Origin of the sequence: Roseobacter sp. OBYS 0001 (genome assembly GCF_019654895.1) — a bacterium.
GTDB classification, from domain to species: Bacteria; Pseudomonadota; Alphaproteobacteria; order Rhodobacterales; family Rhodobacteraceae; genus Roseobacter; species Roseobacter litoralis.
This window is the reverse complement of sequence record NZ_BPES01000013.1, coordinates 85482-110686: the sequence shown is the minus strand read 5'-3', so window position 1 is coordinate 110686 and position 25205 is coordinate 85482. Positions and strand designations below refer to the sequence as shown.

Below are 25205 nucleotides of genomic sequence, written 5' to 3'. Positions count from 1 at the left end.
TTACTTGGAGAACAGGCTAACTCAAAACACCGGACTTTTCAGGGGAGCAGGTCAAAGCCTACCCTTTTGGTGAAACTGGTTTGTTGTCAGGCGTGCCGTGGTAACCGCCCTTGAGCGGCATTTCATGCGAAGTGCCTTACTGCGCAACATGGAGGCATTCAGGAGTTCATCTGCGCGAACCATAAATAGCTGACGGCAATCATGGCCTTCTCTTAGGGTTCAGCGGAAAGTTCCCTGAGATAAACGGGAAAATCGCTGGCAGGGCTATCAATGCCCATCTGCCCTAGAATTTCATCAACAACGCCTCGATGATAGCTCGTGTGGTTAACCACGTGCACTACCATTTCTTAGGGTGACATCTTCCCGTCCTTGCCGTCCAAAAATTTGAAAGCGATTGGTTTGTTCGATGTTTCTTAGTCCCATTGCTTAGCGTTCTGATTTCACCAAGCATCCATTGCCTGAACATCTTTCCAAAATTCTGGCAGCGACGGTGGGGTGTTGCTCAAGCGACGAGAGTAACCGTGAGGTTTAGCAAGCAAAGGGGCGCGGAAAATATCATCAACGATGTAGCTGTGCTGGAGCGAGTGTAAAATGGACCCGAAGTGCGTGGAACGCGGTTTTTCGGCCTCTCCCTCTGGCAACCCTAACAGATAGGTGATGGTACGTTTGTTCGCCCAGGCTTTGTACCGCGTCAGCTTTGTTGCCAAATTCATAACGTCTCTCCGATTGAGTTTATCGATCAATATCAGAAGGCCTCAAAACATTGCGCAGTTCCGATACGTTTTCGCCTCTTCACTACACGCGTTGTGTGGATTTTTGAGCGACCAAAGCCTAACCTTTTGGAAAAACCGGCGCATCGTCGGGCGTGCCGTAATACCCACCCTTGTCAGCAGTGAATATGTGTTTTCCCACACGAAGTTTCACGGTTTGATCAAGACAACCCGCCGCAATGCCGATCCCGTCTTCGCCGTTCATCCGATAAAACAAGCTCGACCCACAGTTATTGCAAAACCCGCGTTTAGCATCGTTGGATGACGCATACCAAGTCAGACAGTCCTCAACTTCAAATCTAATCGCTGCAAAAGGCGCATGGGTCGACGCCCACAGATGGCCGCTTGTGCGGCGGCATTGGCTGCAATGACAGACAGTCACTGTCTCTCTAACATTTTCCACTTCAAAACGGACACTTCCGCACTCGCATCGGCCAGTCATCATCTACAATCTCACATTCATTCTAGGTTTGGGTTTCGTTTGGTGTGGCAAGGGTTTTACGCATGATGGGCCGTGTTTCCGTGCGCCTAGCAACCTCTATGAACCCAGCATCGCGGTAAGCCCCCCAAAATCCGGTCCACGCATAAACTGGCGGATATTTCGCTTTTGATGTGTCGATTGGATAGCCCTCGATCACCAAAGCGCCCTGTTTTTGTGCCCATTCACAGGCTGCATTCAGCAGCAAAAGCGACAGACCTTGGCGTCGAAAAGCCTTGTGAACCATGAAACAAGACACGCTCCAGACGGGGTGTTCATCAACCGGCTTCAAAACGCGCGAACTGTCCAATCTTGGAAACGCTGTTCTCTTATCGACTTGTATCCAGCCAACGGGCTCATCCCCCTGGAATGCCACAAGCCCTGGAACATGACCTTCGTCAAACAGCGCCTTCATCGCGCGGCGGTTCCCGTCGCCGATTCCGGCATCCATTTCCTTTTTGGTGCGACGCCACAACATGCACCAGCATCCACCACAGCCTCCTTTGTCGCCCATGACGGTCGAAAAGCTGCTCCAATCAGCGGGGCGAATGTCAAAGGTCATCAAATATGCCTGTTGGTGCGTCGTCGATTGTCATCGTGTTCTTACGCTCCCAGTATTCTTTCACACCCTGATCACCCAAGTTCTTGTAGAACGGCACCAGCTCTCTTGCACCGCGATCTGCCTTCAAATCCATGTAAGGGACGCCAGTGCCACAGGATGTTTGAACCATATCGATCGAAAGATCAAAAATCTGTCGGCTTCCTGCAAGCTGAGGAAAATCAGCGACACAGCTTGCCCAATCATTGTCCCGAGGGTGCATGACTTTAGCCTGCCCGTAAGTGCGCAAGATCATCGCATCACCTTCAAATGCGCAAAACATCAGGGTCATGCGACCAGTGGCCTGAACATGGGCCGCCGTTTCATTGCCGCTTCCGCTTAGGTTCAGCCAACGGATGTGGTCATCGTTGACGATGCGCAACGTGTCCATGCCCTTGGGAGATACATTGACCCGCCCCTCCGTCGCGGCGGTTGCAACAAAGAACATTGGCTGGCGTTCAATGAACGCACGCAGCGTTGCGTTAAGTTTTTTTCTGGTGGCCATGGAAATGATCCTGCTTCTATTGCCGTGCGCATAAATGTCACGTCAGAGCTTCCTACATGAACCATACTGACGACAGGGTGTCAGTATGGTTCATGTTACACCTAGAAAAACTGTGGTCAGGAACTGCGGGCGGATAGTGCAGCGAACGGATAGGCTATTCGAGGTTATTCAAATCTTGCGAGGTGCCACGCAGCCAATCTCTGCAGGCCGTATCACAGAGCCACTCGAAGTATCTTAAAGGACGGTTTATCGACACATTGTTACGTTGCAATCAATGCGCGTTCCCATAGAGGGTGAAGTTGGCGTGGGATACGTCATGCTTGAAGGATATGACTTGCCCCCACTCAATTTTGGTAGCGACGAGGTTGAGGCCATTGTCGGTGGCCTCAGCCTGTTCTCTCGGACGGGCGATAAAGGCCTTCAAGTGGCGGCACAGAAAGTTTTGTCCAAAATTGACACGCAACGCTTGGCGACGGATGCGTTGAGTGTGTCAAATTGGGGCATCGAAGACGCGAGTAATGCGCTCTCTACAAGATTGCGCGAAAGCATCCGCAATGAGCAGAAAATCTCGATCCGGTATACTGGTCTGGACGCCTCGACCACACAGCGAACCGTGCTGCCCCTGTCGATCACGTACTACATCAAGGTTGCGGTTCTGGAGGCTTGGTGCAAATTGCGCGAAGACTTCCGGCATTTTCGGGTGGATCGCATAGAACAATGTGATCCGCTTTCAGCGAATTTTTCTGGGGGAGGACAGCGGCTGCGTAAGGAGCTTCTCGAAGCTGATGATCAAAACTCAAAGGAAATGTAGTGGACGTTGGCGCGGCTTGCTGTATCCGGTGTTTTAGGCTCTTGCGTAGCGTTCGCCGTGCTAGCCGCGCGTGGGCGTGCTGGTTTGAATTTGGCTGAGAATGGCGGCCACGATCGCCTCTGGCCTGTCTTCCTGGACCAGATGGCCTGATCCCTTGATGTGAGTGCAGGACCTGTCTGAAATCAAGGCAGCCAGTGCGTCACCCTTGGCCGCAGGAATCCAACTGTCTTCATGTCCCCAAAGGACACGAACCGGGCAGTCCAGTGGGCGATACAACGCCTCAACGTCATCGGTGTACATTTGGTCCATCTGCGCGATTTGCCGGTAAAAAGCGGGCTGACCGAGGGTGCCGACCCATGGCACCGTGTAAATCTCTATTGCTTCGGGGGAGAGCGTGTTGTGCGCAGCTGTCTGCAGATAGGCTGCCAAAAGGGCGCGGTGCATGTAGTCTGGCATGCCTGAGAATGCCGCCTCATTTTGGCGCACATGTTGCACGAATGGAGATCCCCACGGGGCGAGAGCAACAGCATTGAAGATGGTCAAAGATGCAAATCGCAGGTCATTCAGAAAATAGCCGCGTAGTGCCGTTGCCCCGCCAAAGTCATGCGCCACGACATCGGGCCGAACTAAGCGCCATTCTTTGAATAGAGCGACGAGCAATCGGTTTTGAACGCCAAGCGATACGTCTTGACCGGCGTTCTTTTCAGACAGTCCGTACCCCGAAAGATCGTAGAAAAAGACGCTCCGGTGCTCAGTCAAATGCGGCAGGATCCGTCGCCAAACTTGGGACGAGAACGGAGTGCCGTGAATGAGAACGAGCGGTGGACCAGCCCCAAGCTGCCCCCACTTGATAGCGTAGCCTTCAAAGTTGAACGTATTTGGCAGATCTAGCATATTGAAAATCACATTGTTAATTTGTTATCTGACGATATGATGATGAACATGGATAGATCAACCCAAATAAAAGCAATGGCCAGTGAGGTCCGTATGCAGGTTCTCCGCCTCTTGGCAGAGCCGAAAGAGCACTTTGGGCATCAATGGTCTGCTGATGCCGTTGAATTTGGGGTGTGTATGACAATGATCGCGGCCGAGCTTGGCGTGGCGCAACCAACGGCAAGCAGGCACCTAGATATTCTTAAGCAAGCGGGCTTCATTACTGTCAGAAAACATCAGAAATGGTCTTACTGCAAACGGGACGACGAGGTGATCATCAACTATCTGGACTGGCTTCAGAATGAGCTTTCGCTGCAAAGGAAAATTTGATGTGTGACCAATTGCGTTTATAAGCTGCTCGGACCACCAACGGCGGGTCTAGAACAAAGTGACTTTTGCTGCACAGCGCTCGAATTCATACGATGCGGACGAACCTGCCTTTCATTTCCGGTACCTTCGCGTCTGCTTAAGTGCCAGCGTCATGTGATGCTTAAGTTCAAAATGCTTTGGATGGGAATGGCGGCCGTGCTTTTGGCAGGTTGCTCATCAATTCCCGAAATGATCTCGCAAGACGGCTCAACTTTCACTCTTAAGCGCAACGTCATCACCTATGCTGGGCCTGAAGGTTCGGCAACTAACTGTCAGTTCACAGAGGCTTCCAAGCTTTGGGTCTGCGAAGACGGCACTACGTCACCGTTGGTCACAGCGAGATTACCTTTGTCGTTCCAAGGAGTTTTGCTGGTTGAATTCGATGGCAAAACCTTCACTAGTTCCACGCTGCTGGGCGAATGACTTCCTAGCTTGTTTCTTATATCTTTTACGAACTCAAAAAAGCCGACGTTCGATTGCAGCGCAGCATTTGCAACTCTGGGCGGATTTTGTTGAAAAAGTCTTTGATTTCGGCGCGCCTGTTTGAGCTATCGCCCTGATTTCGTTTGGATGTCGACGGCGTAACCATCGGTTCAACCTGCGGCGGGCAGTATTGGCTTGAGCTTTGCCAGTTTCCGGAGGTTTTGGGCGGTGGCTGCCAAGGTGAACTCATCTTGAACGCCGCAGGGACCGCGTAATCGTAATCGCCCCAGGCCGAGGATGCGTTTGAGGTGGGCAAAGAGCATCTCGACCTTTTTTCGTCGCGCCTGAGCCTTGGGATTGCAGTCTGAGGTGGTGCATTGGCGAGCAAAGTCTCTGACGATCTCATATTTATCGCGATGGACCGAACGCGTTTCAGCGTTGGGGCAGCACTTTGCCTTCAGCTCGCATCCTGTGCAGTCTGATTTCAGTGCCCGATAGTTTCTGGATTTCCAAACTGGCGCATTCCGTTTTGGATCAGAATAGGTCCGCCATGTATGCCGCATTTCTTTGCCGCCCGGGCAGATGTACCGGTCGTTCTCATCATCCCATGTGAAGTCAGAGCGCGAGAAGGTTCCGTCGGTCCGTTCACCCTTGTCGAAGACCGGGATGAAGGGAAGGATTTGGCGCTTTAATGCCAGCCAGACCAGAGTGTCGGAAGACCCGTAGGCCGTATCTGCCGCGATCCAATCGGGCTTCACGCCAAAGCGCTCTTCGGTCCGGTCGAGCATCTTGCGCATCGCGCCCACCTCGGCGGTCTTGTTCGACCGGCTGGCATCCACATCCATGATGATGCCGTGGTCCGTATCGATGAGGTAATTGTCGGAATACGCAAAGAACGCAGGGCCTTTGCGCGCCGCTGTCCATTGGCTTGCTGGGTCAGCATGGGCTGTGAACTTGGGCTTTGCGGTGGTCGCCGCCCCAAAGGTTTCGTCGTCCAGCGTGTCGAGGTACTCGCGGACGGCACGCGGTGCATCATCAGGACAAATCTCGCGGGCTGCCCAATCTTCGGGGTTGCTCGAGTTCTGCTTCTGCACATCCGCGCTGATCAGGCTGGCGTCGACCGCGAAGCCCTGGCCGCCAACCAAGCCTTCCTTCATGCAACGAGCAACCGTTGTCTCGAACACATGGCGCAGCATCTCGTGATATGGTGAACTGTCAACGTCGGGTTGTCGTTGTGGGAGAGTATGGCGGATCGGAGGATCAGTCATGAAAACACCAGACCTACCAGCCATTCGCGCACTTCGTCCGGCATGGAGCAAAGGCCGCATCTTCGGCCAAGGGCGACCATTGAAACCAAAGCACGTTTGGGCGATCCGAGTTCGCCTTGAGTTGGCTGAGAACCATCGAGACCTCGCTCTCTTCAACATGGCAATCGACAGCAAATTGCGCGGTTGCGATCTGGTGGAGATGAAGTGGTCGACGTAATGGCGTCCCGACAGATCAAAGAACGAGCATCGGTACTGCAAAGCAAAAAGCAGCAACCTGTGCGCTTTGAGATATCGGAAGGCACTCGAGCCTCAGTCGAGAAGTGGATGGAAGACGAACTCATGGTCGGCTCTGAATATCTTTGGCCTGGCCGCTTCCATGAGCGCCTGCACATATTAACGCGCCAATACGCCCGGATTGTCCGTGACTGGGTTACCTCGATCGGCCTCGCGGCAACTGCCTATGGCACGCATTCGATGAGAAGGACCAAGGTCACGCAAATCTATAAGAAGACGGGCAACCTGCGCGCGGTGCAGTTTTTGCTAGGACATACCAAGATGGACAGCACAGTTCGATATCTCGGCGTTGAACTAGAGGATGCCTTAGCGATTGCTGAAGCCATTGAAATCTAATGCAGTTGGGCCGCCTACATGGGCAGCCCATTCCCGCCATTCATTTCGTCGAACGCCGTTGCAGTGCAGCCTCACCAATCCAGTAGTTCGCTGCTCCAGCGAGGTCGATGCGCAGCCCTGGGGCGGCAATCGGGACGAAGTCGACCGTACTGATATCATGGCCAACGTCCGCTTTCCGCCAGTATGATCGGGACAACATTTCCGAGGTCTAAGATGCTGACCCTCCGTTTTCATGTCCGATGCGTCTGGCTTTGCTGTTAAATTTATAGATATGCGGCCGGACTGACATAATTTATGGATGATCTATGACATTTGATCAGATCAAGACATTCCTCTGGGTGGCGCGGTTGGGAGGCTTTCGCAAGGCGGCAGATCGGCTGAACCTATCGCAGCCCGCTGTCTCGACAAGAATTGCAAATCTGGAGCAAGAACTGCGGGTGCCCCTCTTTGAACGTGGTCGGGGTGACCTTGTCCTGACAAAGCACGGCACGCTCTTGCTCTCTTACGCCGAGCAGATGTTGTTTGTCGAAGAAGAGATCAAGCAACGCGTTGCCAACCCGTCCGAGGCAGAAGGCCTATTTCGCGTTGGTGCTTCCGAGACCATTGCACAGGCTTGGTTGCCAGATTTCCTCAAAGCTTTCAGTGAGCAATATCCGCGTGTAAACGTTGATCTTACAGTCGACATTTCCCTGAACTTGCGCGCTGAACTTCTTGAAAGAAAACTCGATCTTGCGCTGTTGATGGGGCCAGTGTCGGAGTTTTCTGTTGAAAACGTTACCCTGCCTTCATTTGATTTGCACTGGTACCGCTCGACCACAAACCCGCAGACCGACCTGACCAAAATTCCGGTCATTTCCTATTCAAGCAAGACCCGACCTTACCGCGAACTGATGTCCGAACTCTCGCGGCGGATTGGGCCAAAGATGCGCGTTTATGCGTCAGCGTCATTGTCGGCCAGTTTGAAGATGATTGCAGCGGGAATCGCCGTTGGCCCCTATCCAAGGGCCTTGGCCAATGATTTTCTTGAGGCAGGGCAAATCGTCGAATTCAATCCGGGATTTCGCCAGCAGTCCCTATCGTTCACCGCGTCATATCTGTCAGAGCCACGCAGCTTTCTCGTTGAAAATAGCGCACAAATTGCGTGCAGTGTTGCTGACACATGGGATCGGACTCAACCGAAGTGAATTCACTAAATCTATCAAGAGTGATATAAATTGATAATTTGATTGAACGAAACGACCGTGTGATGCTCTTCGCACAGCGGGGGAGTTTCGCATGGTGCAAAGATCAGTTTCACATTCCGACCTCGTTGCCTGTTCTGCAGGCGAAGTCAGATCGGCCATTCGCAGCAAGTCATATAAAGGGCACACGGCGGGGCTTGCTGTGGGAAAGCTTCAATGCAACCTTGCAATTCTACCCGAGAAATACGCGTTGGATTTCCTGCGGTTCTGCCAGCGCAACCCCAAGCCATGCCCCATCGTGGGCGTGGGCGATAGCGGTGATCCAACCTTGCCGACCCTGGGCCATGACATTGATATCCGCACGGATGTCTCGAAGTACCGTGTGTTTCGCAATGGTACGCTGAGCGACGAAGTGACGGACATCAGTGATGTTTGGACTGACGACCTTGTCACTGTTGCGCTGGGATGCTCGTTTACATTTGAAAATGCACTGCTGCGCACTGGCATTCCGGTGCGTCATGTGGAGAAGGGCCTGAACGTTCCCATGTTCCGGTCCAACATCGACCTTGTTCCTGCGGGGCGGTTCGGCGGCCATATGGTCGTGACAATGCGCCCGATACCGCAAGCGCAGGTCGACCAGGCCCGCGAGATCAGCCGCCGCTTTCCCCAAGCGCATGGAGCACCGATTGCAGTGGGCGATCCTGCCCAGATTGGCATCCCCGATCTGGCCCGCCCTGATTGGGGTGATGCGGTCGAAATCAAAGCTGGCGAAGTCCCCGTCTATTGGGCCTGCGGTGTGACGCCGCAAAACGTCCTTTTGGATGCGGGTCTGCCGATCTGCATCACACATTCGCCCGGTCACATGCTGATCGCTGATGTGGCGGAGGACGCTGAAACAACAATCCTGACAAGAAACTGAACCAACACAACGTGGAGATAACAATATGAAAAAGACACTCACAATTCTGGCCGCAACCACGGCTCTGGCCGCACCCGCATTTGCTGAGGACCTGTCCGTTGTCGGCAGTTGGTCCAGCCTGCCGCTGCACAACAGCTATGAGGCCCCGTTCTGGAGCACGACTTTGCCAGCAGCGGGTGATTTCAAAGTCGAGTTGACCACCCACAACCAGATGAGCCTCGGTCTGGGCGATATTTATCCTCTCTTGGGCCAGGGCGTGTATGACGTTGCCATGACTGTGGCCGATTACGCTGTCTCTGACGCGCCAGAGCTGGAAGGCCTTGATGTGCCACTGATCGCGCTCACCGCCGATGAAGCCCGCGCCATGGTCGACGCTGCGCGCCCCATGGTGTCCGATATCTACCGCGACCGTTTCAACAGCCACGTTCTGGCCATCGCACCCTACCCGCCACAGGTTGTTTTCTGTAACGCCGAGATCGCAAGCCTTGCCGATCTGGAAGGGCTCAAAGTTCGTGCCTCTGGCCGCATGACCGCCAAGCTGCTCGAAGCGTTGGGCGCTGAGGGCGTGAACGTGTCCTTCTCCGAAGTGCCGGGTGCTTTACAAAAAGGTGTGGTTGATTGTGCTGTGACCGGTGCTGGTTCGGGCTATTCCGCTGGTTGGTGGGAAGTCTCCTCTCACCTGCTGCCGATCCCGCTGGGGGGCTGGGACCCTGTTGTGACGGCGATCAACCTCGACAAGTGGAACGGCATGTCCGCGGAGAACCAGACGCTTCTCACCGATCAGATCAAGACCGGCTTTGAAGACCTCGCATGGGCCAGCGCCCAAGATGCACTTGTCAATGACATTGCTTGTCTGACGGGCAACGGCGCGTGCCCGTCAGGCGATGCCCGCTCCATGACGCTTGTGGAGGTCAGCGACGAAGATTTCACACGCGCCCGTGACATCCTCACATCCGAAGTATTGCCCGAGTGGGCGGAACGCGCAGGGGGCGACTGGCCCGCACGCTGGAACGACAGCGTAGGCAAAGTTGTCGGCGTCGAGATCGAGTAAACAAGAACCAAAGGGCGGGCCGGACATGGAACTCAAGATGATAGATACCCTGCGCAGGCTGAACAAAGGGGTTGCCCTTTGTGTCGGCGCGGGGCTGCTGATTTGCGCGGCTTTCGTGCTGACCGATATCATCATGCGCCGGTTCGGCACGTCCCTTGGCGGCACCGAAGAGATTGCGGGCTACGCTATGGCGCTCGCGACCTCATGGGGCATGGCCTATACTCTGCTGGAGATGGGCCACGTCCGCATCGATATTCTGCGCAGCCGCGCTGACAGCTTTAAACGCGCGCTCTTTGACGTCTTTTCCATGACCATCATGACGGGCGTCATCATCACCATCGCGGTCAAGGCGTGGCCAGTGTTGGAGCGATCGATCAAGAACGGCTCCACCGCAAATACACCGCTTGAGACACCTCTGGTCTGGGTTCACCTGCCGTGGTTCGCAGGCTGGGTCTGGTTCGCACTTATGTCCACCATTGTGACCCTCTGCGCGCTGAGTTTGCTGTTTAAGCGCCGCCATGAGGATACCGAAAAATTCATCGGCGCGTTTGCAGAACAGGACACATCGAAATGATCGGCTATGTCTCCATCGGCCTTCTTGGCCTGCTTGCCCTCTCAATCCCTGTCGGGATCGTATTGTTCTTGTTGGGCTTTGGCATTGATGCGTTCTTCTCAGGCTTCCCGCTCACGAAAGGCCTTGGGAACATGGTCTGGTCAGCGTCTAATTCCGCAACGCTCATCGCGATCCCGTTCTTTGTACTGCTGGGCGAGATTCTTGTGCGCAGCGGTGTTGCCACGCGCACGTATGCGGCATTGGATCGTTGGGTCAGCTGGCTGCCTGGCGGGCTGGTACACGCCAATATCGCTACGGCGACGATGTTTTCCGCCACCTCAGGATCATCGGTTGCCACGGCGGCCACTGTAGCAACAGTTGCCATGCCACAGGCCGAAAAGCTGGGCTATGACCCCAAGCTCTTTTCGGGTGCCATTGCCGCAGGCGGCACGCTGGGCATAATGATCCCGCCATCAATCAATCTCATTGTCTACGGCTTTCTTACCCAATCCTCGATCCCCCAACTTTTCCTTGCAGGCCTTATACCTGGCCTTGCACTGGCACTGATGTTCATGCTGGTCACAGTCATCATCTGCATGATCCGGCCAGATCTGGGTGGCTTGCGCCGCACATTTCCGTTTCCACAAATGCTGCGCGCGCTGATAGATCTGGTGCCGATCCTGCTGTTGTTTGGCATGATCGTCGGCTCCATATATGCGGGCTGGGCCACCCCGACCGAAGCTGCCGCCGTCGGTGTCGCTGGTGCCTTTGTCATCGCACTCGCCTTTGGCGGGGTGTCATGGGACATGCTGACACAAAGCCTTACAGGAACGGTCAAGATCACCTCCATGATCATGCTGATTGTTATTGGCGCGTCCTTCCTGAACTTCACGCTGGCCTCTGCAGGGTTGGGCCGCGAATTGACCGCCTTTATGGACGGGCTTGGCCTGTCGCCGCTAGCCTTCATCCTTGTGGTGGTCGTGCTCTACATCGTGCTGGGCTTTTTCATCGAAACCCTTTCACTCATGGTTGTCACGATCCCGATTATTGTGCCGATGGTTTTGGTCCAAGGGTATGATGTGATCTGGTTTGGCATCCTGATGATCGTCCTTATCGAAATGGCGCTGATCACACCTCCTGTCGGCCTCAACCTCTATGTGGTTCAGGGCGCGCGCAAGTCAGGCAGCCTCAATGAGGTCATGTTGGGCGCGCTGCCCTATTGCCTGACCATGCTGTTGATGGCGGTTCTTTTGATCGCCTTCCCGAGCATTGCGCTCTTCCTGCCAAACGCGCTTCAGTAAGGATTGAGAATGATGCAGATCAACCTCAACTCCGATCTTGGCGAAGGTTTTGGACCGTAGAGCATGGGCGATGGTGCCGAAATGCTCTCCATCGTGAGCTTGGCCAATATCGCATGTGGTGGCCATGCAGGGGGAATGGGCAAACTTGGTGGTCAGGCGGCCATCCTTGCGACGGTCAGCCTGCCGTCAAGAAGAACAGCGACGCGATGCGCTCCGTGCGGGGACCATCATATGCGCCACCGTTTGCCCTTTCGAGCGTTTCCGATGTCATCGACGCACTTCTCTGCGCGGGATGACGAGACTGCGCGCCAGTTTCGATATCGCTGGCCATAATTTGCGAGCCCGTCAAAGTTGCCGGAAAGTTAGGAATAGAGTTGTTTGCATCGCGCTTTAACACGTCTGGCCGCTTCTCGCTGGTCTGTTGTTTCCAAGCACAAACGATCGCAGTCAACCTCAAGAACCTTTAATATTGTGGCGGCTGTCATCACTTTGCCATGCCAAAGATACCACAACATCTAGGTGCCGCTTCTGGTATTCCGGACGACATCGAATATATGCACCGTCCAGGAAAACGGTCAGTGGAGACAATGCATCGCTCGCGTTTTTGTCCCCATCCCCTTCGTCGGCGGCTTCAAGCTTTTCGGCAATGCGTCCCAACCGATTTCGGACTGTCGTGTTTGACTGAGGCGCGCACGGCAGAAAAATCACGAGCAACCGGGCCGCCTCTCGAAACGAGTGCCGCGGTCCCAACTCAGCCTGACGGCGCAGTAGTTCGGGTGTCGCGCGATCCGGAAACATCGCGTTGATTGGCGAAAGCGGAGCGACTGTCGTGGCCACCGCGTCTGATTTACAGGCACACTATCGTAGCCGCGGCGCTTTCACCCGAAACCGGCCGTATAGTGTGCCGCAAGTACAGCCTCGATCATTGTGGATCGCAAGCCGCTTTCCGCAGTTATCGCAAATTCGACCTGCCGCCAACGCTTCGTAGATCTGATTGTGAAGGAGCATTTCGTGAAAGTGCGACAACAAATTCTCGGCTTCATTAAGCCGCAAACCCAAGCTCTCGGTTTCTAGGATGTCAGGTGCACGGCAAAGACGCTCGATACTGCGCCTCTTTGTTTCCCATCCTCAAATGTCGTTTCGACAAAAATTCGCACATCCATGGTTGACCCCGCCTCGCTCCAAAAGCTTCACCCTAACACGGCGCCAACCAAGCTTTGTCCACTCCCCGTTGATTTCAATAGAAAATTTATAACCGGATTCTGATAGGCGGGTTACAATGACAGCCGGTTTGAGAACAAGGGTTGAGCAACAACCCCGACGCCCGGTCGGTGGTCTGCGACCGGTGGTTGTAGGACCAGTTTAGACGGCGTCTTTCTGGTTCTCAGCGAGGGTCATCAATGCGCCGGCTTTTGACGACGCGGCGTCGGCCAGCTGTCGACGTACCGCTGAGCTAAAGCTAGCTCAAACGAAGCTTCGTGCAGGGCGTACCAATAACCCATTCCGATCGTGATTTGGACATAAATGCCTATCAGAATCCATGTGCCCAAAACGGTCTTTTTTTTGCAACGGCAGGCAGCATGCCGAAACCCGTGGAAAACCTTGTGCGACAAACCCGTGGCAAAACTAGCTTTGATTTTGCACGTTTCTGGCCGTGCTCTTGAGAGCGGACGTTAGAGAACAGCGTAGCACCAGCTTATTTCTGGCTATGGGTGGCGGCACGAACAGCCCAAAGTCGCCCATCGTTATGGGCTCGGTCGCTGCGGTGTGGCCTCGCGAAGGCTGTAAATTGTCGAGAGCGCAGAAATCTGGGACGCCGATGACCGCATTGCAGCGCGAAGTGAGCATTCGCTGCGGTAAAGCTAAACAGACGGTTACTTACTGCTCTCAAACAACTCCTACTTGGTTTCTTTAGATTTCAGTAGTGCAGGTTACCAAAAAGTGTATAAGTCAAACTTCGGTTAAACTATTAATAATAGGAAAGAATTTTTACATGAGTATTGCGATTAAAGTATTGGCTGCATCGGTCCTTGTTTCCGGGCTGGCAGCGCAGGCAGGCGCGGTTACGGTATCCTCGTTTACAGGAACATACGACGAAGCCACCGGGGTTGAGGCTACTGGTGATTACGACAAAATCGGATCAAATCTCGGAGCGCCTAATGAGGTCGGTGATTTTCAGCTGGTTGCTGGAACAAACATATTCTCAGGCTCCATCAGTACGCCGAGTGACTCAGGGGACGTTTTCAATGTCGTAATTGGAGCCAATCAGACTCTTGTGGGCGCTACTCTGACTTTTGGCGACAATGTTGACGCTTTTAACCCGTACTTTGGGTTTCCGTCGCCTACATGGGGTCTTTATGAATCGTCCATTACGCCAACTATTTTTGAATACAAGGTGCCAAATTCGAACGACACGACGTCTTCGTTCAGTTCCACACAGACCTTCGTGCGCGGGCCTGGCACATACAACATGGTTTTTGCAAACGGTACTTTTGGCACGAATAATGGTGCTGTAGATTATACGATGACCTTCTCCGTCAACGAAACTATTATCCCTCCAGCGGTTCCACTACCCGCCGGATTTCCGCTGCTGTTTGCCGGAATCGCTGTTTTAGCGGGCCTGAAACGTCGCCGGTGAAGTTGCCTCAAACGTAAATTGATGATCGCGGACAAGACAAACTGCCAAAATTCTGTTTTGGCAGTTTGTTTCTATCGGGCAGGCGCAACTTTGCGGACCCAGTATGCGCCCGCATGGGTTTCTGGGAAGGGCGTGCCAAAAGCTGCAGTGCCGCCGTGACCGCCGACCATCAGGTGCCGGGTCATGTCCAGCTCTTTGATTTCGAGCGAAAATCGCGCTCAGGTCGCCGTTTCGCCTTAGTGGCTCATGTCACCGGTCAGGATGACAAAGGCCGCATAGCTGAGTTCTGCAATGGATAACTGCCAGGCGACGGCGCAAGTCATAGATGACTTTTCCTAGCTTATGGTGTGGGGAACTCACCGTCTGCGGGACGGAACTGCCTTTCGCCAATCGCAATTCGACGGCTGGAATGGCATGTGTAGCTGGCCTCTAATTCTGGTCATATCCCTTCTCAGGTGGGTGTTCGTATTCTGATAGTTTGCTCAGAATAGTTTTGATATCGGATGCGCAGAGAAGCATGTCGCGGTACTGCGCCGACAAGAATCCTTGTGCCACCATCTGATCTATCATCGTGAGGAGCGGATCGAAGAACCCAGCCACGTTGAGAAGCGCAATCGGCTTTCTATGATAGCCGATCTGGCCCCATGTCCATTGCTCAAAGAACTCCTCCATCGTGCCCGTTCCGCCCGGCAGCACAATGAAGGCGTCTGCCATTGTGGCCATTTTTGCTTTCCGTTCGTGCATATCTGAAACGATAATCAACTGCGTCAAATGGGGATGCGCGATCTCTTTGTCGACCAGAGCCCTCGGCATTACGCCGGTGACCTGCCCACCGTGACTGAGGCACCCATCGGCGACCGCGCCCATCAGGCCGACCCGGCCACCACCGTAAACAAGGGAAAGCTGTTGATGTCCAAGGTGCGCGCCGAGCGATCCGGCCTGCGAGGCGAAGACATCCCCGACACCTGACGCGGACCCGCAAAACACGCCGACCGAATTGATCGAACAGCCCATCAGATCAACCCCGCCAATTTTGCAAAGGGATCTCGTGAGGAATCCTTGTGCCATTCATATTCGGTGCCCAAGGCTACTTTTTCCGCTGCGGCCATTCCATAAAGGTCGGCAATCACGGCAAGGGACATATCCATCCCAGCGGAGACACCAGAGGATGTGAAGAATTTACCATCTTCGACCCATCGCGCCTCTTTGACCCAATCCACATTCGGGGCAAGAGGGACGGTATCGTTAAAGTCGATTTTGTTCGTCGTTGCTTTGCGACCGTCAAGAACCCCGGTCATTCCCAGCAACACAGTTCCCGTACAGACGGCCATGACACGTTCGGCGTTTGCGGATGCCTCTCTTATCCACTGCATCAGTGCTTGATCCTTGGCTGCCTCCAATGCGGTATCGCCACCTGGAATAAACAGCAGGTCGTAGTCGTTTTTCTCAGCGATCGTTTTATCCACAACGATGCGCTGACCATGGACGCTCGGCACGGGTTCGCGTCCTTGCGCGACCGTGATGATCTCAATCCCTTGTGCCGCCCCCCCCAACATTTCCATCGGACCAAAATAATCGAGCGTTTCAAAGCCCGGAAACACGAGCGCAGCCATTGTTCTCATTTTACATACTCCTTGTTGCAAGAGATGGATAACCCGGGCGCTCTATGGCATGAATGACAACATGCCCCCTTTTTGCGCCAATATGCCAAAGACGTCGCCCGACCAGAAAACGGTGATCTTCATCGTTTATCCCGGTATCGTCTTGCTCGATCTCGTCGGACCCTTGCAGGTTTTCACGCACGCCTATCCAGAAGGCGGCGAGAACCCCGCCTACAGGACCCACATCGTGTCCTTGGATGGCGGCCCGATCGCGACGAACACAATTGTCGGCATCGACAGCGCGCCGCTGTCCATGGTGTTGGGCGAAATGGGTGATGCTGGCCCGGACACCCTTGTGATTGTTGGCGGCAATGGTGCCGAGGTTGCCGCGCATGATGAGGGGCTGGTGCAGGCTATCGCGACGCTCTCAACACGCGCGAGGCGCACCTGTTCGGTCTGTTGCGGTGCTTTCGTGCTCGCAGCGGCCGGTCTGCTCGATGGTCGGCGTGCGGTGACCCATTGGGAGGATTGCGACCTTTTGGCCACCCGTTACCCAAAGGTGAAGGTTGAGGTTGATCCCATCTATATCAAAGAGGGGTCGATCTGGACATCAGCAGGGATCACGGCAGGGATCGATATGGCCCTTGCCATTGTTCAGGAAGACCTTGGAAAAGGCCCTGCATTGCGGCTCGCGCGGTCCCTTGTGACGCCAATGATCCGGTCGGCAGGACAATCACAGTTCAGCGCGGATCTGGCGCGCCAAACACAGGATGCCAAAGGGGAGTTCGCTGCGTTACATGAATGGCTGCGCGAGAATTTGGCGCATGTGACCAGCGTTTCAGACATGGCGGACCGCTGTGGAATGAGTGGGCGAAGTTTTTCTCGCCGATATGCAACAAGCGTTGGCCTGCCCCCGGCTAAGTCGCTGGAACGCATGCGGGTCGATGCCGCTCGGAATTTACTTATTGAAAGCGACCGCAGTATGAAGGCTGTCGCATTGGCCTGCGGCTTTCGTGATCAAGAAAAGATGCGGCGGGCGTTTCACCGGCATCTGCACACCTCGCCATCAAGTTATCAAGCATTGTTTGGCGAAAGCTGACGTCCGTGCACGGTGCAGCATCGGTGACAAGGGTTCTTTGCGCTTATCGGATGCGAAGGGGCATCTGTTCAATCGCGGCTCTGGTTGGTGGTAGGAACGGCCCAGAGAGGCATGAAGTCGGCCACAAGGCTCATGAATGAACACGAAGAACGTCAAGACATAACCGACTGATTTTCGACGACCAGACCGAGAACATAGCCATGTTTGGTAATGATGGCTTGCCGCTATGTTGCCAAAGAGAGTGCCGCCGCCGTAGCCCGTCGATTTGGCCAGCAAGTAATCATACTTTGGATTACTTGGCTTTCCCGGCGAATTCTGCATCGGCTTATATTGGTCGGAACTCGGCGCGGCAATACAATCAGCGATGCACGTGAGATGAGAAGGGTTTTCACATCAAGCGTGTGATGAATTAGGTATCCACCCCAATAAATGAAGTCGTTTCGGTTGATTAGAGTGTCTGTGTCGCATTGAACGGCCTCGACTTCTGCACAGCGTTTGAAGACTGAAGCCGCCGGACTTTTCAGGGACGGCCCATGCTGGCCATTTGCCTGAAAGACGCGGTTTCCCAAGAGGTTAATATCAACAAAAGCACAGTTGATTTCGACTACCTTCCCAAGCTGGCCAACCCGACGTTTTTTTATGACATTCGACCCCGCGCTGAGCTATCGTTGGGAGATGGACAACCGCTTTACTAGCTTGCAGGTTACATTGGGAATGCGCACAGGTGAGGCCCGTAGGCGCGCCAGTCAGGCCTCCATAAAGCCGGGGATATACGCAGGTGGCAATCGACAGGTCGATTTCTCGTTACAGGTTGGGTACAATGTCATGAACTCTTCGTCACGACGATTGCTCAGTTCAGCTGTGTGCTGAAAGAACAAGGATAGTAAGATGACAATACAGGCCCGGATTAATCGCATGTTGTCGGCAACGGCGATGATGATTTACGCTGTGTCCGCACCGGCATGGGCGCAGGATGTTAAGCTAATTACCAATGTAAATATTTTTGACGGTGTGAACGAAGCACTCATTGAAAACGCCAACGTCGTGATCACGGACAACCTGATCACATCGATTTCGACTGAGCCCCTCGCAGTGGCTGGTGGAACCGTCATTGACGGCGGTGGCCGAACGCTGATGCCCGGCCTGATCGACGTGCATTGGCACACACTTTACTGCTGCAATCCCCAGAGTGTCGTAGCAACGGGCGATATTCTGGAAGTTGCCGTTCGGGGCGCCATGGGTTCCGAAGGCACATTGATGCGCGGCTTCACATCCGTGCGCGATGTCGGTGGTAATTCCTTCGCGATCAAGCGAATGATCGACGCGGGCGAGATCAAAGGCCCTCGTATCCTGCCGTCTGGCCCACCCGTAACCCAGACTGGTGGGCATTTCGACTATCGGCCCTATCAGGCGGTGCCGAGCAATTCCGCGGATTCTCAATGGTACTGGTACAGCGTCGGGCTGATGGCGCAGGCTGATGGCGTGCCGGAGGTAATCAAGCGCGCGCGTGAGATCATGCGCATGGGCGCGACCCAACTTAAGATTTCCACGGGCGGCGGTGTATCGTCCACCTATGATCCCCTGGATGTGCGCCAGTATACCAAGGCTGAAATCGAGGCCTTCGTGGAAGTGGCCGATACATACAACACTTATGTCGCCTCGCATGTCTTCACGGATAAGGCGGTTGAAATTGCCGTCGCCGCTGGCGTGAAGTCTATCGAACATGGTTTCCTGATGAGCCGGGAGACAATGGAATTGATGCGTGACAACGACGTCTGGCTGTCGGTACAACCCTTGCTGGATGATGAAGACGGCTTTTCCTTTAATGACCCGGTGAGCCAGCAAAAATGGATCGACGTCACGAACGGCACAGATTTCACCTACACCACCGCCAAGGAGGTCGGGGTCAAGGTGGCCTTTGGCACCGATATCCTTTTCGATCCCGCGCTGGCGGAACGACAGGGTGCGTTTCTTGCCAAGCTACAGCGCTGGTACACGCCCTATGAGGTGTTGAAGATGGCGACCTCGACCAATGCCGAATTGCTTGAACTGTCCGGCCCGCGTCACCCCTATCAGCAAGGCGAACTGGGCGTGATCGCAGAAGGTGCCTATGCTGACCTGATCCTTGTCGATGGTAACCCGCTGGAAGACATTGACCTGATTGCTGATCCACATCAAAATTTCGATCTAATCATGAAAAACGGCGTGATCTACAAAAACGAAATGGAGTGATCCTTCAATCCAGTTTGGGGTGACTGCAGAAAACTCACAAAACATGTTCTGATTTCTCCTCCAACACCCATATCGACCATGTAGGTTCACATTAGTTGATCCTGCGTGGCTCTAGATAGGCAAGAGATGAAATAGTGGGAGTAGTTCAAATGGCGCTGGGAAACCCAAAGCTATTTATATGTGCGATTGCCTTTATGGCATTGGGCATGTCTGCGGCAGCCGAGCGCTCGGCAATTAGTTGGACAGAACTTGTGGGCCCACAGTCAATTGTTGAAGACCCTTTCGCTGGATTAGCGCCTGAACAACTGGATGCGCTGAGAATAATACTCAGGTTTGAGACCTCTCAAGACGCATCATCAAAAAACACAACCTCCCACGAAGCACAAAAGCTACGCAGCCAGTTATCGAGCGAAGGGCTTGATGTAGACTGGCTTTTCAAACAGCGTGAGATAATCATTCAGCAGCGTCGAGCACAGTCCAACGCAGTCAATCCGGACGTTATCGGCAAGGACGTTCGCATACCGGGCTACGTGCTGCCGTTGGAATTCGAAGGGCAAAAAGTGACATCTTTCCTGCTCGTTCCTTACGCTGGCGCTTGCATCCACACACCGCCCCCGCCGGCAAATCAGATGGTGCATGTTGTTTACCCTGACGGAATTGAAGTCACGGGTCTGTTCACACCAGTGTGGGTCGAGGGGAAGATAAACGCCGAATTATCGGTTCGGGACGTTGGATTATCAGATGGCGAGTCCCGCGTTGAGGTCGGCTACAAGATGTCGCCCGAAAACGTTTCGTTGTACTGAGCTATAGCCAGTCAGGATTCCAACTCAGGTTAAGTCGTTTTGCGAAAATAGTTTTTGGCTGGATTCCGAAATCCAGTTGACCTGGGAAACGCTGAAATGCCCGGCACTGGCCCGCCGCCACACAGGGCCAGTTTTACGGTTTCAATGAGAGTGAAAGCGGTTGCGATGGCTTTGCCGCCGCCTTCAGAACCAGCGAACAATATCTTCCGTCAGGGACTTTGGGACGGGTAGCTGTCTGATTTAAGGTAGAGTTGCCTCACATAATCGCTTCCTGCTTTTTGACACTAATGCAGTTTGCTTTTGGCATGCCGGCAGGCTTAGTGAACTGGGCAATCGACATATTTTTCGCACATTGAAAACGTTGTGGTTTACGCGCGAGCAGATTGGCCAAGTCATTGGCTGCCATCCAGATCAAATGGTCTTCCTCGGTCATCTGTTGGTTCGCGTCCAACCAGCTACCGTGGTCACAATGATTATAGCCGTAGCGCAAATGGGCCCCCTTCGCCGCCAGTCTTTGGGGAACAAGCGCAAAGACGAATGATGGGTTCCATGCACCAACCATGATCTCAAGCAGAATGCGCGACAACATTGACGTCGCACCCTGACTTCGCGGACCGCCGAGGCCGCTGGCATGAAGCCAGAACTCGCCGTGATAACAGACTTTCCCCGTGATCGTCTGCAGTGCTTCCGGTCCTGAATAGAACGTGAGATCCGGGTCAGGCGTTGAGCCGGGCGTGATATATTTGTGGCGGTGCGTTTTGAGGTGCTGATCGAGTGAAACGCCATCAAGATCGAGAAGGCGCACGGCCTGTGTATGGATCAATTCACCATCCGGGTTGAAGCCGCAGACCCAGAAGCCATTGCCTTGGTCGATATACGAGCTGGCGACATCGAACATGGGATAAATCGGGCCGCGATTTGACAGTTGGCTCCTCAGACTGCGGAATTTGGCGAAATCATCCCCAATTTCCACACGGATTCCCATCTGTTCCAGATCGCTGAAAACTCCGCGTAGGTTCGTTATAAGTTCAAATAGTTTACTCGGTAACATCTGCATCGGACTGACCCTCTCTTCCTTGTTTGGCTCTTACGCCCACAACCGTTGGTTAACTCTGTTTAAGTGTCGATTTTCACCGCGCCCGGTATCGCTCGGGCTTGCGAACCTTGTGTCCCGCAATTCAGGCTGTTTCTTCCCGAATGGGTGGACTGATATTCAAAACGCCGGTTCGCCGACGCCGCAGCACCGTGAACAATGGAATTTTCAAATTCTACCTTAGACCGGTTTCCGACAAGGCAGTCATGCGTTTGGACAGATCGCTTTGCCGGATCAAACAGTGCGGTTTTGGCTTGTTTGTGCGCATTGGAATTCTCGGCGCATGGCGAATTCACAGATGTATTCGAGCCATGCCCCTCCCCAATACGAGCAACTAATTTCCCTACGGCAGAATTTACGCGCGCCATGTACCGCGCGCACCAGATGCCTTCGCGCGTCTCTTCAAATCTGAGGCAAAAGCCGCGGGCTATATGATTTGACGTCGCTGACATCTTCACTCCAAAACACGATAATTCCTTTCTCTTCATATTTCGAAAAACTTTAAACAAATACGCTTAGATTTATTTTTAGTTAACTGACCAGCTTCGGTGACTTGCCGAAAGCTCGTAGAAAACAGCCCCTGTCGGCCGTTGACGGTTGTAGCTATTTGATCGGCGGAATGCCGCATTCGAGAAAGTCAGTTTGGGCTCAAAACTACGGATGCTGCACACGGAAAGACTGGTCGGCCCGGTTTGCCAGTGGAGGATCTATCGCACTCCTGATTTTACTATTTGTGCTTGAACGCCTAAGCTCAACTCACAGGCTGGCGAGTGACGTCCACCAACTTTGATGAAGGCGTCCCGCATGGCTACCAAAACCAAGCTACATCCCCGCAATCAACACTCAGAAGGCTACGACTTCGCGCGTTTAGTCGCGCAGACGCCTGAACTTGAGGCTTTCACGACCCGCAATCCACGCGGCGAGACGACGATTGATTTCAAAGACGTGAGTGCTGTCCGCATGCTCAATCGAGCGTTGCTAAAGACGCACTACAATATTGAATTTTGGGATATCCCAAGTGGCTATCTATGCCCCCCAATTCCGGGTCGTGTCGACTATATCCACTATCTCGCGGACTTGCTTGCCGACAGCAATAACCAAGACATACCACGTGGACCTCATATCAAAGCACTAGACATCGGCACCGGCGCGAGCTTGGTGTACCCGTTGACAGGCCAGAGCGAATACGGCTGGAGCTTCACTGGCGTCGATACTGATGCGGGCGCTCTCAAATCGGCAAGGCAAATTTGTGAATTCAATAATTTGAAAATTGCCCTCAGGCGCCAAGACAACCCTGAGGATACTTTCAGAGGCGTGATCAAAGCCAAGGATGCTTTTCACCTAACCATGTGCAACCCGCCTTTTCACGCGTCCAAGGAAAAAGCGAGCAAAGGCACCCAACGCAAGTGGTCGAACCTAGGCAAAGGACACTCCGAACAGCGCAACTTTGGTGGCCAGAACGCCGAGCTTTGGTGTCCGGGCGGTGAGATCAGATTTATTGCCCGTATGGTTGCGCAGAGTACGGAGTTCGCACAGCAGTGTTTGTGGTTTACCTCGTTGGTATCGAAGAAAGATAATCTGCAGCCGCTCCATAGAATTCTAGGAAAAGCGAGGGTTGCTGAATACAAAGTTGTCAAGATGGCGCAGGGGCAGAAAACCAGCCGCTTCATTGCTTGGACCTACATTGAGAAAAATCAGCGCTCCTCGTTCGCGAAAGGGGCTGGAACCTAGCAGCCCCTTTGCAGACGTTCCGTTGTGACGTTCATGCCTGTTTCGCTGACGCTGCGCCTCATGACACTGTAGATGCCCCGCTGGACCGCTCAGGGTTTGCCGCGCTCATTTTAGCCCTCCAGCGGCATGTAGATATCGGTCAGCAAATCGGCAGGCGCCGTGTTGGTGGGATCATTGAGGTAGTGCTCGAATGACGGAGCATCGCGCAACGATTCCTGGCTGGACGATAGCCACGGGCCGTAAACGTAGCGATAGGCTTCGGCCAAGCCAGCGTAAGGGCCCTTGAAGTGAAGTACAGCGTATCGACCACCAGTTAATTGAACCTCTTCAAGACCATCGGGGATTGCCCCACCCTCCCATAACACACCGGCATGGCTGCGAAGATCTTCCGTGGGGGTCACCTCAGGATTGTCATAATAGACACCGGCCATGCCCCGGGTCTGGGGCCAGTGATTGCCGGTTGAGATGATCGTGGCAACCTTTTGGTAGGCCACGCTGCCTTCGGCATAATCTCCGCGTTGGGACAAAGCGGCGAGGCGTTTGTCAGATGTGGTCTGGATGTCGACGTCGAACACGTTAGAAACTCCTTGTGGGTTGGGATGGGGCGCCATGCCGGGAAAACCGGCATTTCGGAAGGCTGTGGGGGTTTGGCCGTAAATGTCCTTAAAGGTGCGGGAAAAACTGCGGTCGTTGGAATACCCGACATGGGCCGCAATCTGAGCAATGGGCAGGTCGGTACGAAGAAGAAGCATGGTGGCCTTATGCATGCGAACGGACCGGATGATCTGCGCGGGCGACGCCCCCATGATCGCGGTGAAGACCCGGTGCCAATGGAACCGTGACATTGCGGCCACGTCCGCAAGTTGGTCCAGCGACAGATCATCCGCCGCTTGGGTGTGGATGTAGTCAATGACCCGCAGAATGCGGTCCATGTGGGGGTGGGGTTTGGGTGCGTTGTTGCTCATAGGGAAACCATAACAGCGACCATATGCACAAATCTTGCTGAATTACGCAGGCGGAGGGAATCCTTCCGAAAAGTCCACGATGTTGGTCCCAAGCTGCTGCAAGATGAACGAACGACAGGTCTAGAGATGGTGCCATGGCTGGGTTTGCCATCTAGCGGACGTCTGATTTGAGCCGTTCACAACGGTGCATCGCTGGCCCAAAGTCGATGATACCGCAAGGCGGAAAATGGCTGGAAAGAGCCCATCCTGACCGATGATAGGCCGTGCGCGAACGTCAGCTTCGAACAACGGTGACAGCGGCATAAACGACGATCCATGCAAAGAAGGCCGTCAGAAGCCGCGTCATGGTTGTTTCCCCATAAAAACGGAAATGGTTTCAAAATAGCCGGGTAGGATCGCTGCAAGCGCCGTTTTGCTTTTATCGGTCAGCGCCAGACGGTGCGCGCGTGAATCCTCGGGATCGTCACGGCGGGCGAGCAGATCGTCTTTCAGTAGCGAGGTCACAGTCCGGTGCAGTACTGGTTTGGAAACGTCCAGGCGTTGATTGATTTCACTTTGACGAAGACTGTCTGTTTCTGGTTCGCGGTCTATCACAATGAGGATATGGAATTTCAACTGTGAAAGGTTGTGGCTATTAAAGTAGGCATCCAGCAGGCGCTCCAGCTGGCTCGCCTCTCGCATCATCGAGAGTGCACGCGCCACGGCATCCACGTCGCCCACGCCAGTCGCTGATACGTAGCCGTCGATCATCATCCGCGTGGGCAATTCCCGAAGAAAGAACATGCTAACCTAGACTGTGCAGAGGCAGGATGCGAGGTGGTTCGGCCAGCCATCCTTCGTAAGATTTGAAGATCGCGGCTGTGTAGGGTTGAGCATGGTGCTGATCGAGCGCATCCTGATCTTGCCATTCCTCGAAAAGATACAGCGTGTCCTGACCCGGTGCCTCGAACAGCTCGAACGAACGGCAGCCTTCTTCCGCGCGAGTCTGGTTCAGAATTTCGATGATAGCTTGCTGAGCATCCTTGAAATGTTCAGGCTTCGGCTTGATTTCCGCGAAGACGAATAGCGAGTTTGACATCTGGTATTCCCTCATTTGTTATCATGATAACTAATAAGTGAAATTGTTAATGTCAATTAAACGGCAAAGTACTCTTGAGCTTTCGTTCTCCGAGATGACAGATCTTCCCAAAAAGCACCTTTTGTTGATCGGCGTAAAGAAGCGGATATTGATGTAAGTGCGACGAATGTCGGCA

The 25205-nt window shown here is 53.9% G+C and carries 25 protein-coding genes and 4 pseudogenes; 15 read left to right on the top strand and 14 right to left on the bottom strand.

Annotated features, from left to right (window positions below; translation table 11 throughout):
* Window positions 1–212: 212 nt before the first annotated feature.
* The 5 genes from K5Q35_RS22965 to K5Q35_RS19125 form a co-directional block, all read right to left on the bottom strand.
* The gene (locus tag K5Q35_RS22965) at window positions 213–344 is read right to left on the bottom strand and encodes a DinB family protein (RefSeq protein ID WP_374758664.1); all 132 of its coding nucleotides are present in this window, start codon (window positions 342–344) and stop codon (window positions 213–215) included.
* Between the two features lie 96 nt (window positions 345–440).
* Window positions 441–713 carry a DinB family protein gene (locus tag K5Q35_RS19140; RefSeq protein ID WP_220800992.1) on the bottom strand — a complete coding sequence of 91 codons (273 nt, stop codon included), beginning with the start codon at window positions 711–713 and terminating at the stop codon, window positions 441–443.
* A 118-nt stretch (window positions 714–831) separates the two neighbouring features.
* On the bottom strand, window positions 832–1212 hold the full coding sequence (locus tag K5Q35_RS19135; protein WP_259650603.1) for a GFA family protein: 381 nt from the start codon (window positions 1210–1212) through the stop codon (window positions 832–834).
* Window positions 1213–1234: 22 nt separating this feature from the next.
* Window positions 1235–1810, bottom strand: coding sequence for a GNAT family N-acetyltransferase (locus K5Q35_RS19130; RefSeq protein ID WP_259650602.1), 576 nt, complete (start codon window positions 1808–1810; stop codon window positions 1235–1237).
* The gene (locus K5Q35_RS19125) at window positions 1800–2351 is read right to left on the bottom strand and encodes a pyridoxamine 5'-phosphate oxidase family protein (protein WP_220800990.1); all 552 of its coding nucleotides are present in this window, start codon (window positions 2349–2351) and stop codon (window positions 1800–1802) included. Before K5Q35_RS19125 ends, K5Q35_RS19130 begins: the two co-directional genes overlap by 11 nt.
* Window positions 2352–2685: 334 nt before the next feature.
* Here K5Q35_RS19125 and K5Q35_RS19120 point away from each other — a divergent pair, with 334 nt between their 5' ends.
* Window positions 2686–3162: a YafY family protein gene (locus tag K5Q35_RS19120; RefSeq protein WP_220800989.1), complete on the top strand. Its 477-nt coding sequence runs from the start codon at window positions 2686–2688 to the stop codon at window positions 3160–3162.
* Between the two features lie 60 nt (window positions 3163–3222).
* On the opposite strand, the gene K5Q35_RS19115 is transcribed toward K5Q35_RS19120, so the two are convergent.
* A complete protein-coding gene (locus K5Q35_RS19115; protein ID WP_220800988.1) occupies window positions 3223–4056 on the bottom strand; it encodes an alpha/beta fold hydrolase in 834 nt (277 codons plus the stop codon).
* A gap of 48 nt (window positions 4057–4104) precedes the next feature.
* Between K5Q35_RS19115 and K5Q35_RS19110 the strand changes: the two genes are divergently transcribed.
* Together K5Q35_RS19110 and K5Q35_RS19105 are read left to right on the top strand one after the other, a co-directional pair.
* Window positions 4105–4425, top strand: coding sequence for a helix-turn-helix transcriptional regulator (locus K5Q35_RS19110; RefSeq protein WP_259650601.1), 321 nt, complete (start codon window positions 4105–4107; stop codon window positions 4423–4425).
* A 156-nt stretch (window positions 4426–4581) separates the two neighbouring features.
* Complete coding sequence (locus K5Q35_RS19105) at window positions 4582–4887, top strand: hypothetical protein (protein WP_220800987.1); 306 nt, start codon at window positions 4582–4584, stop codon at window positions 4885–4887.
* A gap of 170 nt (window positions 4888–5057) precedes the next feature.
* On the opposite strand, the pseudogene K5Q35_RS19100 reads toward K5Q35_RS19105, so the two are convergent.
* A pseudogene (locus K5Q35_RS19100) lies at window positions 5058–6086 on the bottom strand (transposase); the annotation flags it as partial.
* Window positions 6087–6153: 67 nt separating this feature from the next.
* Between K5Q35_RS19100 and K5Q35_RS19095 the strand changes: the two are divergent.
* The 7 genes and pseudogenes from K5Q35_RS19095 to K5Q35_RS22960 all read left to right on the top strand — a co-directional run.
* Window positions 6154–6785: pseudogene (locus K5Q35_RS19095) on the top strand (tyrosine-type recombinase/integrase).
* 305 nt (window positions 6786–7090) lie between these two features.
* Complete coding sequence (locus K5Q35_RS19090; RefSeq protein ID WP_013960867.1) at window positions 7091–7969, top strand: LysR family transcriptional regulator; 879 nt, start codon at window positions 7091–7093, stop codon at window positions 7967–7969.
* 91 nt (window positions 7970–8060) lie between these two features.
* Window positions 8061–8885 (top strand): putative hydro-lyase, encoded by an 825-nt coding sequence (locus K5Q35_RS19085; protein WP_220800986.1) that lies wholly within the window; start codon window positions 8061–8063, stop codon window positions 8883–8885.
* 25 nt (window positions 8886–8910) lie between these two features.
* Window positions 8911–9936, top strand: coding sequence for a TRAP transporter substrate-binding protein (locus K5Q35_RS19080; protein WP_220800985.1), 1026 nt, complete (start codon window positions 8911–8913; stop codon window positions 9934–9936).
* A gap of 25 nt (window positions 9937–9961) precedes the next feature.
* Window positions 9962–10510 (top strand): TRAP transporter small permease subunit, encoded by a 549-nt coding sequence (locus K5Q35_RS19075; RefSeq protein ID WP_013960864.1) that lies wholly within the window; start codon window positions 9962–9964, stop codon window positions 10508–10510.
* On the top strand, window positions 10507–11790 hold the full coding sequence (locus K5Q35_RS19070; protein WP_220800984.1) for a TRAP transporter large permease: 1284 nt from the start codon (window positions 10507–10509) through the stop codon (window positions 11788–11790). The genes K5Q35_RS19075 and K5Q35_RS19070 overlap by 4 nt, the downstream gene beginning before the upstream one ends.
* 63 nt (window positions 11791–11853) lie before the next feature.
* A pseudogene (locus K5Q35_RS22960) lies at window positions 11854–11919 on the top strand (LamB/YcsF family protein); the annotation flags it as partial.
* Between the two features lie 23 nt (window positions 11920–11942).
* On the opposite strand, the pseudogene K5Q35_RS19060 reads toward K5Q35_RS22960, so the two are convergent.
* Window positions 11943–12953 (bottom strand): annotated as a pseudogene (locus tag K5Q35_RS19060) (ISKra4 family transposase).
* An 830-nt stretch (window positions 12954–13783) separates the two neighbouring features.
* Between K5Q35_RS19060 and K5Q35_RS19055 the strand changes: the two are divergent.
* Window positions 13784–14428 (top strand): VPLPA-CTERM sorting domain-containing protein, encoded by a 645-nt coding sequence (locus tag K5Q35_RS19055; protein ID WP_013960858.1) that lies wholly within the window; start codon window positions 13784–13786, stop codon window positions 14426–14428.
* A gap of 429 nt (window positions 14429–14857) precedes the next feature.
* Here the strand turns inward: K5Q35_RS19055 and K5Q35_RS19050 are convergent, their stop codons facing one another.
* The gene (locus K5Q35_RS19050) at window positions 14858–15442 is read right to left on the bottom strand and encodes a TIGR00730 family Rossman fold protein (RefSeq protein ID WP_220800983.1); all 585 of its coding nucleotides are present in this window, start codon (window positions 15440–15442) and stop codon (window positions 14858–14860) included.
* Complete coding sequence (locus K5Q35_RS19045; RefSeq protein ID WP_220800982.1) at window positions 15442–16050, bottom strand: DJ-1/PfpI family protein; 609 nt, start codon at window positions 16048–16050, stop codon at window positions 15442–15444. Before K5Q35_RS19045 ends, K5Q35_RS19050 begins: the two co-directional genes overlap by 1 nt.
* A gap of 61 nt (window positions 16051–16111) precedes the next feature.
* Here K5Q35_RS19045 and K5Q35_RS19040 point away from each other — a divergent pair, with 61 nt between their 5' ends.
* The 3 genes from K5Q35_RS19040 (at window position 16112) to K5Q35_RS19030 (ending at window position 20163) form a co-directional block, all read left to right on the top strand.
* A complete protein-coding gene (locus K5Q35_RS19040; RefSeq protein WP_259650599.1) occupies window positions 16112–17128 on the top strand; it encodes a GlxA family transcriptional regulator in 1017 nt (338 codons plus the stop codon).
* An 888-nt stretch (window positions 17129–18016) separates the two neighbouring features.
* Complete coding sequence (locus K5Q35_RS19035; protein ID WP_220800980.1) at window positions 18017–19360, top strand: amidohydrolase family protein; 1344 nt, start codon at window positions 18017–18019, stop codon at window positions 19358–19360.
* A 149-nt stretch (window positions 19361–19509) separates the two neighbouring features.
* Window positions 19510–20163 (top strand): DUF3299 domain-containing protein, encoded by a 654-nt coding sequence (locus K5Q35_RS19030; RefSeq protein ID WP_220800979.1) that lies wholly within the window; start codon window positions 19510–19512, stop codon window positions 20161–20163.
* 256 nt (window positions 20164–20419) lie between these two features.
* On the opposite strand, the gene K5Q35_RS19025 is transcribed toward K5Q35_RS19030, so the two are convergent.
* On the bottom strand, window positions 20420–21220 hold the full coding sequence (locus tag K5Q35_RS19025; RefSeq protein ID WP_220800978.1) for a hypothetical protein: 801 nt from the start codon (window positions 21218–21220) through the stop codon (window positions 20420–20422).
* A gap of 840 nt (window positions 21221–22060) precedes the next feature.
* Between K5Q35_RS19025 and rlmF the strand changes: the two genes are divergently transcribed.
* Window positions 22061–22987, top strand: a complete 927-nt coding sequence (gene rlmF / locus K5Q35_RS19020; RefSeq protein WP_220800977.1) for a 23S rRNA (adenine(1618)-N(6))-methyltransferase RlmF — start codon at window positions 22061–22063, stop codon at window positions 22985–22987.
* Between the two features lie 110 nt (window positions 22988–23097).
* Here rlmF and K5Q35_RS19015 read toward each other — a convergent pair whose 3' ends face one another.
* From K5Q35_RS19015 to K5Q35_RS19005, 3 genes are all read right to left on the bottom strand, one after another.
* Window positions 23098–23952 (bottom strand): GyrI-like domain-containing protein, encoded by an 855-nt coding sequence (locus K5Q35_RS19015; RefSeq protein ID WP_220800976.1) that lies wholly within the window; start codon window positions 23950–23952, stop codon window positions 23098–23100.
* Between the two features lie 342 nt (window positions 23953–24294).
* Window positions 24295–24705 (bottom strand): MarR family winged helix-turn-helix transcriptional regulator, encoded by a 411-nt coding sequence (locus K5Q35_RS19010; protein ID WP_201766495.1) that lies wholly within the window; start codon window positions 24703–24705, stop codon window positions 24295–24297.
* A gap of 31 nt (window positions 24706–24736) precedes the next feature.
* Window positions 24737–25030: a putative quinol monooxygenase gene (locus K5Q35_RS19005; protein ID WP_220800975.1), complete on the bottom strand. Its 294-nt coding sequence runs from the start codon at window positions 25028–25030 to the stop codon at window positions 24737–24739.
* Between the last annotated feature and the right edge of the window lie 175 nt (window positions 25031–25205).

Bases quoted from the DNA above. Each gene is read 5' to 3' on its own strand.
- K5Q35_RS22965 (WP_374758664.1), bottom strand. From the start codon at position 344: ATGGTAGTGCACGTGGTTAACCACACGAGCTATCATCGAGGCGTTGTT.
- K5Q35_RS19140 (WP_220800992.1), bottom strand. From the start codon at position 713: ATGAATTTGGCAACAAAGCTGACGCGGTACAAAGCCTGGGCGAACAAA.
- K5Q35_RS19135 (WP_259650603.1), bottom strand. From the start codon at position 1,212: ATGACTGGCCGATGCGAGTGCGGAAGTGTCCGTTTTGAAGTGGAAAAT.
- K5Q35_RS19130 (WP_259650602.1), bottom strand. From the start codon at position 1,810: ATGACCTTTGACATTCGCCCCGCTGATTGGAGCAGCTTTTCGACCGTC.
- K5Q35_RS19125 (WP_220800990.1), bottom strand. From the start codon at position 2,351: ATGGCCACCAGAAAAAAACTTAACGCAACGCTGCGTGCGTTCATTGAA.
- K5Q35_RS19115 (WP_220800988.1), bottom strand. From the start codon at position 4,056: ATGCTAGATCTGCCAAATACGTTCAACTTTGAAGGCTACGCTATCAAG.
- K5Q35_RS19110 (WP_259650601.1), top strand. From the start codon at position 4,105: ATGGATAGATCAACCCAAATAAAAGCAATGGCCAGTGAGGTCCGTATG.
- K5Q35_RS19105 (WP_220800987.1), top strand. From the start codon at position 4,582: ATGCTTAAGTTCAAAATGCTTTGGATGGGAATGGCGGCCGTGCTTTTG.
- K5Q35_RS19090 (WP_013960867.1), top strand. From the start codon at position 7,091: ATGACATTTGATCAGATCAAGACATTCCTCTGGGTGGCGCGGTTGGGA.
- K5Q35_RS19085 (WP_220800986.1), top strand. From the start codon at position 8,061: ATGGTGCAAAGATCAGTTTCACATTCCGACCTCGTTGCCTGTTCTGCA.
- K5Q35_RS19080 (WP_220800985.1), top strand. From the start codon at position 8,911: ATGAAAAAGACACTCACAATTCTGGCCGCAACCACGGCTCTGGCCGCA.
- K5Q35_RS19075 (WP_013960864.1), top strand. From the start codon at position 9,962: ATGGAACTCAAGATGATAGATACCCTGCGCAGGCTGAACAAAGGGGTT.
- K5Q35_RS19070 (WP_220800984.1), top strand. From the start codon at position 10,507: ATGATCGGCTATGTCTCCATCGGCCTTCTTGGCCTGCTTGCCCTCTCA.
- K5Q35_RS19055 (WP_013960858.1), top strand. From the start codon at position 13,784: ATGAGTATTGCGATTAAAGTATTGGCTGCATCGGTCCTTGTTTCCGGG.
- K5Q35_RS19050 (WP_220800983.1), bottom strand. From the start codon at position 15,442: ATGGGCTGTTCGATCAATTCGGTCGGCGTGTTTTGCGGGTCCGCGTCA.
- K5Q35_RS19045 (WP_220800982.1), bottom strand. From the start codon at position 16,050: ATGAGAACAATGGCTGCGCTCGTGTTTCCGGGCTTTGAAACGCTCGAT.
- K5Q35_RS19040 (WP_259650599.1), top strand. From the start codon at position 16,112: ATGCCCCCTTTTTGCGCCAATATGCCAAAGACGTCGCCCGACCAGAAA.
- K5Q35_RS19035 (WP_220800980.1), top strand. From the start codon at position 18,017: ATGACAATACAGGCCCGGATTAATCGCATGTTGTCGGCAACGGCGATG.
- K5Q35_RS19030 (WP_220800979.1), top strand. From the start codon at position 19,510: ATGGCGCTGGGAAACCCAAAGCTATTTATATGTGCGATTGCCTTTATG.
- K5Q35_RS19025 (WP_220800978.1), bottom strand. From the start codon at position 21,220: ATGCAGATGTTACCGAGTAAACTATTTGAACTTATAACGAACCTACGC.
- rlmF (WP_220800977.1), top strand. From the start codon at position 22,061: ATGGCTACCAAAACCAAGCTACATCCCCGCAATCAACACTCAGAAGGC.
- K5Q35_RS19015 (WP_220800976.1), bottom strand. From the start codon at position 23,952: ATGAGCAACAACGCACCCAAACCCCACCCCCACATGGACCGCATTCTG.
- K5Q35_RS19010 (WP_201766495.1), bottom strand. From the start codon at position 24,705: ATGATGATCGACGGCTACGTATCAGCGACTGGCGTGGGCGACGTGGAT.
- K5Q35_RS19005 (WP_220800975.1), bottom strand. From the start codon at position 25,030: ATGTCAAACTCGCTATTCGTCTTCGCGGAAATCAAGCCGAAGCCTGAA.